Source organism: Bacillus sp. EKM501B, assembly GCF_011800505.1.
Lineage (GTDB): Bacteria > Bacillota > Bacilli > Bacillales > Bacillaceae_G > Bacillus_A > Bacillus_A cereus.
In genome coordinates, this window is record NZ_JAALFZ010000043.1 from 1 (window position 1) to 5,667 (window position 5,667).

Genomic DNA, 5,667 nt, shown 5'->3' on the forward strand with positions numbered 1-5,667 from the left:
TTCACGTTGTTTGTTTCGTTCAGTTTTCAAAGAACTACTTGGTCGCTCATTTGCGACTTCCTTATGTTAACATTTTCATCTTTCAATGTCAACTAAGTTTTTCATTTCGTTTGTCGCTTGCGACGTTAATGTCATCGGCGACTTGTTCTATATTACACCTCTAAAGTATAATCGTCAACACCTTTTTATAAATAATTTCAATTTAATATTTTTATGCTCTTTTAGCTAGATACGTCTCTATAGGATTTCATTATCGGAGCACACCTTCTGCTTCTCTTTAATTTATTTTTAAAAATATATTCAAGTTAATTTGAACTCTAGACTTAACTTGTGTGGACGTTTTCCTCCAACAAAACTAGCAACCTTATTTTAACAAATACTAGTATATAATTAGAGAGTTGTTGTACTATCAATAAAACTCTATTAGAAGCAGGTGAAGATATGAAAGATATACGTATCCTTATAGCAGACGACGATAAAGAAATCCGAAATTTATTAAAAATATATTTAGAACGAGAATTATACATGGTAGACACTGCAATCAACGGCGAAGAAGCCTTGCATTTATTTAATCAAAATAAATATAACCTCGTTATATTAGATCTTATGATGCCCAAAATAGATGGAATCGAGGTATGTAAAAAACTTAGAGATAAAACTAACGTACCTATATTAATGCTCACAGCTAAAGATCACGAAGTTGATAAAATTTTAGGTTTAAGCATTGGTGCTGATGATTATATTACGAAACCTTTCAGCATTCACGAAGTAATTGCACGAGTAAAAGCTCTTATGCGGCGTTTTTTAGTTCTCGGAAGTAACAATACTGCTCAAGAAAAAACAACTTTATCTTTTAAAGGACTAACTATCAATTTAAATACATACACAGTTCATACAAACAAAGAAGAAATTAGCTTAACCGGAAAAGAATTGGAACTGTTAAAATTCTTTACTTCAAACCCAGGGCAAGTATTTACAAAAACACAGCTCTTCCGAAATGTGTGGGACGATAATTATATAGAAGATGACAATACCGTTATGGTACATATTCGAAAACTTAGAAAGAAAATAGAAATTGACCCTTCCAATCCAAAATTTATTCAGACTATATGGGGAATTGGTTATAAGTTTGTAGGTGAAAAGCTTGAAGACTGATAAAACCCTCTTCCTTATTTCATTACAACTTATCATTTGCGGGATTTTAAACATACAAATGGGCCCAAGATTAAAAATGTCTTTATTTATTATCCTTATCTTAATTACAATTTATCTCTTCTTTGCAAGAATACAATTCATTCAACATCGTAAAGCAATGGATACTAAATTAAGTCGTGTACTAAAAGGAAACTTACAAACGAGATTATTCACAAGCAATGACCACTCATTACATAATATCGTTTTTTCAATAAACGAGCTAATAGCTAAATTAGAGCAGGTTCAGATTGAAGCCAAAAGATCCGAGGAATCCAGAAAACAACTTTTGTCTAGTATCTCCCACGATATACGAACACCACTCACCTCCATCATCGGATATATAGATGCTTTGAAAGACGGAGTTGCTGCTTCTGAAATAGAAAAACAAGAATATCTTAAAATACTCTATATGAAATCAAATAACTTAAAGCACCTAGTTGATGAAATATTCAATATGGCGAAGCTAGACGCTAATGAATTTCCACTAAAAGAAGAAGAACTCGACTTTTCTGAAGTTACTAGAGAAGTTTTGATTGAATTTTTACCTGAGCTCTCAAAACATAACATCGAACTGCAAATTCTCATACCAGATTCTACTTGTCCTATCATCGCAGATCATCTAAGCATTATGCGGATTATCGGTAATTTAATGAAAAATGCAATTTATTATGGAAAGGATGGGAAAACAATAGGAGTCGAACTGCTAGAAGCTGATGCAGAATACAAACTTCATATTTGGGATCAAGGCCCTGGTATTCAAAAACATGATTTACAAAACATATTTGAGCGAATGTACCGAAGCGAACAATCAAGAAACTCTTCATTTGGTGGTAGCGGTCTCGGACTCTCTATTTCTAAAGCACTCGTTGAAAAAAATGGTGGGCATATATGGGTTGAAAGTACTCCATGGAAACGAACTACTTTTGGCTTTTCTATTCCAAAACACAATACTTTTAAGAAATAGTTAAGAAATGATTAATATGCAGTTAAGCCTTCCTTTTTATGATGTAAGTAAGAACTTATAGAAAGCAGGTGTCTCCTATAAATACAATTATAAAAACGACTAACCTTACTAAAGTATATGGCAATCAAAAATCCGTAGATAATTTAAATATTAATGTTCAACAAGGAGAGATTTATGGCTTCATAGGCCGCAACGGTGCTGGTAAAACAACAACCATTCGTATGCTGCTTAGTCTTATAAAACCTACAAGTGGAACGATTGAAATATTCGGAGAGAACTTATTCCAAAATCAAAAAGATATTTTAAGCAGAATTGGTTCTATAGTTGAAGTTCCAGGATTTTATGAAAACTTAACTGCAAAAGAAAACCTACTAATTAATGCAAAGATAATTGGGGTTCACAAAAAGAATGCTATCGAAGAAGCATTAGAAATAGTAGGCTTGCAGCATGAGACAAAAAAGTTAGTAGGAAAGTATTCTTTAGGAATGAAGCAACGCTTAGGAATTGCACGCGCTCTTCTCCATTATCCTGAGCTACTCATATTAGATGAACCAACTAACGGACTAGACCCTATTGGTATTAAAGAAATGCGAAAACTTATTCATTCTTTAGCTCAAGAAAGAAATATAACAATACTCATTTCTAGTCACATATTAGCCGAGATAGAACAGTTGGTCGATCGTATCGGAATTATTCATGAAGGAAAGTTACTAGAAGAAGTTTCTCTTGATACGCTGCGCAAAGCAAACCGTAAGTACATAGAGTTTCAAGTGAATAATGACGATAAAGCTGTGATGTTATTAGAAAATCATCTTCAAATTTTTGATTATGAAGTACATGATGAAGGAAATATTCGTATTTACTCTCATTTTGGACAACAAGGATACATAAACAGAACATTTGTTCTTAACGGTATTGAAGTATTAAAAATGATGATAAGCGAAGATAGACTAGAAGATTATTTCACCAAACTAGTTGGAGGTGGAACAATTGGTTAATCTACTCTATACAGAACTCTTAAAACTAAAACGCTCTAATATGTTTTTAATTAGCATTATTGGTGCTGGTGTCGCACCTTTCTTAGTTGTAGTAGCCTCTTATATACATATAAAAACAAAACAGCCTACTCCAACTATTTGGTTCCATCAATTATTCACTGACGTTAACTTATATACTACTTTAGTTATAGGATTCCCCTTATATGGAGTAGTGGTTGCATATTTGCTTACCCGCGAATATGCAGAAGATACACTGAAAAATTTACTAACTATCCCCGTGTCGCGCATTAGCTTTATTATAAGTAAATTCATCATTCTCTTTCTTTGGATTATGATGCTAACTTTAGTCGCTTGGGCACTTACTTTAATATTAGGGCTATTGGGGAACTTCCCTGGCTTTAACATTTCTTTACTTTTAGGTTCTTTCCTAGAATTTTTAATATGTGGTGGACTTCTCTTTCTATTGTCTTCACCTATTGTGCTACTAACTCTTGTAATGAAGAGCTATGTACCGCCCATTATATTAACAGTCATTATTACAATGACTAATCTTATGCTCGTAAACTCCAAGCATAAAGATTTATTTCCGTGGACCGCTACTCTAGATATCGCAAATAACGAATTACAACCGACATATCCACCAGAGTATTCTTATATCATCATTGCAGTAACGACAATTTCCGGATTTATTGCAACACTATTCTATTTTAAAAAAGTAGACATTCATTAATTTGTAGGAGTGAAACTATGAGCGATATCATTATTGCCTTCATACTCGGTATTGTAGAAGGATTAGCTGAATTTTTACCTATATCCTCTACTGGCCATCTTATATTAGTCGGGCATTTATTAGGCTTTGAGGGAGAAAGAGCGAAAACGTTTGAAATTGTTATTCAGCTAGGCGCAATTTTAGCCATTGCAATTTTATATCATAAACGTCTCGTTTCTTTATGTAATATTAAGCCACTTCTACAGAAAGAAAAAAAATTCAACGCGTTCCATGTATTTCTTGGCGTATTTCCGGCAGTGGTTGCTGGTTTGCTACTACATGATATTATTAAAACATACTTATTCCAGCCATACACTGTTGTGATTGGACTTGTAGCAGGTGCAATTCTTATGCTCTTTGCAGAAGTAAAAAAGAAAGAGGCAGCAGCCTATTCACTGGACGATTTAACATACCGCCAAGCTTTAACAATCGGATTATTTCAGTGCTTAGCAGTATACCCTGGCTTCTCTAGAGCTGGCTCTACTATCTCTGGAGGTCTATTAGCAAAAGTAAATTATAAGACTGCATCTGAATTCTCTTTTCTAATAGCTCTTCCTGTAATGATTGGGGCTACAGGCTTAGACTTACTAAAAAGTTGGAAGTATTTAAGTGTCGATGACATCCCTATGTTTGCGGTAGGATTCATTACCTCTTTTATAGTAGCGATGCTAGCGGTAGTAACTTTTCTAAAGCTTTTAGAGAAGATAGGTTTAAAACCTTTTGCGTACTATCGTATTTTGTTGGCTATCTTATTTACGCTTTTCGTATTGCTATAGATGCATATAAGTCACATATTATTAAACTGATATTCAATTTAGAATATCAGTTTTTTCATCTATTTTAACTCTAGTATTACTCACTTCAATATGGCATAGTGATAATAAACTACCATTCATAATCTGAACGTTCTTTAAGTAACTACATCCTTTATCATAAAATGCAATTGGAAAATTAAAGATTCCATATATGTACAGAACATATTTACAAACTATATTCACTCCACATAGTATCTTTTTAATTTGCAACACACCGCTACAACTTTTAAATGAGTACAAAGACATACTAAATAAGTAAGTAAATTTCCTAGGAATTATAAAGAGACTAAATATGAATTAGAGTGAGGTAACGATAAAAATGAATCAATTAGCACAAACATATTGGGATACTTATTGGGGAAACAACAAAAAACCAGAATCTGTTACAGCTTGGCAATTTGGGGATGCCCCTAATTATCTTGCACAACTAGTAATTGACGGTATTAAAACCGCTACATGCTCCGGTCACATTTTTTATGAATTAGAACATGAATCACTACCGACTACTATTGATTATAGTATTATACTCAATAGTAATGATGAACCTGTAGCTATTATTAAGACAATAGAAGTAACTGTAACACCAATGAATGAAGTAAGCGAAGAATTCGCTATCGCTGAAGGCGAAGGAGATCGTACTTATAATTACTGGAGAGACACCCATGTTCGTTTTTTTACAAAGGAACTAAATGAGCTTGGTCTTAATTTCTCTGAAGATATGTTACTCGTCTGTGAGCGTTTTGAACTTGTTGATGTGAACAATAAAGTGAAATTTTAATAAACTGAGATTTACCAGCCATTCTTATTTTTATAAAACACAAAAAAGACGAGTCATTCTGACTCGTCTTAAAGTTGCTTGGCGACGTCCTACTCTCACAGGGACAAGGTCCCAACTACCATCGGCGCTAGAGAGCTTAACTTCCGTGT

Annotated in this window: 6 protein-coding genes; all 6 read left to right on the forward strand. The window is 33.5% G+C overall.

Annotation, left to right across the window (positions count from 1 at the left end):
* Positions 1–441 precede the first annotated feature (441 nt).
* Positions 442–1,155, forward strand: a complete 714-nt coding sequence (locus HFD78_RS28780; protein ID WP_000651991.1) for a response regulator transcription factor — start codon at positions 442–444, stop codon at positions 1,153–1,155.
* The gene (locus HFD78_RS28785; protein WP_000845333.1) at positions 1,145–2,158 is read left to right on the forward strand and encodes a sensor histidine kinase; all 1,014 of its coding nucleotides are present in this window, start codon (positions 1,145–1,147) and stop codon (positions 2,156–2,158) included. The genes HFD78_RS28780 and HFD78_RS28785 overlap by 11 nt, the downstream gene beginning before the upstream one ends.
* Positions 2,159–2,226: 68 nt before the next feature.
* Positions 2,227–3,156: an ABC transporter ATP-binding protein gene (locus tag HFD78_RS28790; RefSeq protein WP_000074580.1), complete on the forward strand. Its 930-nt coding sequence runs from the start codon at positions 2,227–2,229 to the stop codon at positions 3,154–3,156.
* Positions 3,149–3,886 (forward strand): ABC transporter permease, encoded by a 738-nt coding sequence (locus tag HFD78_RS28795; protein ID WP_000247716.1) that lies wholly within the window; start codon positions 3,149–3,151, stop codon positions 3,884–3,886. Before HFD78_RS28790 ends, HFD78_RS28795 begins: the two co-directional genes overlap by 8 nt.
* A gap of 17 nt (positions 3,887–3,903) precedes the next feature.
* Positions 3,904–4,701 carry an undecaprenyl-diphosphate phosphatase UppP gene (gene uppP / locus HFD78_RS28800; RefSeq protein WP_001279960.1) on the forward strand — a complete coding sequence of 266 codons (798 nt, stop codon included), beginning with the start codon at positions 3,904–3,906 and terminating at the stop codon, positions 4,699–4,701.
* Positions 4,702–5,059: 358 nt separating this feature from the next.
* The gene (locus tag HFD78_RS28805; protein WP_001072418.1) at positions 5,060–5,518 is read left to right on the forward strand and encodes an ASCH domain-containing protein; all 459 of its coding nucleotides are present in this window, start codon (positions 5,060–5,062) and stop codon (positions 5,516–5,518) included.
* The last annotated feature ends 149 nt before the right edge of the window (positions 5,519–5,667 follow it).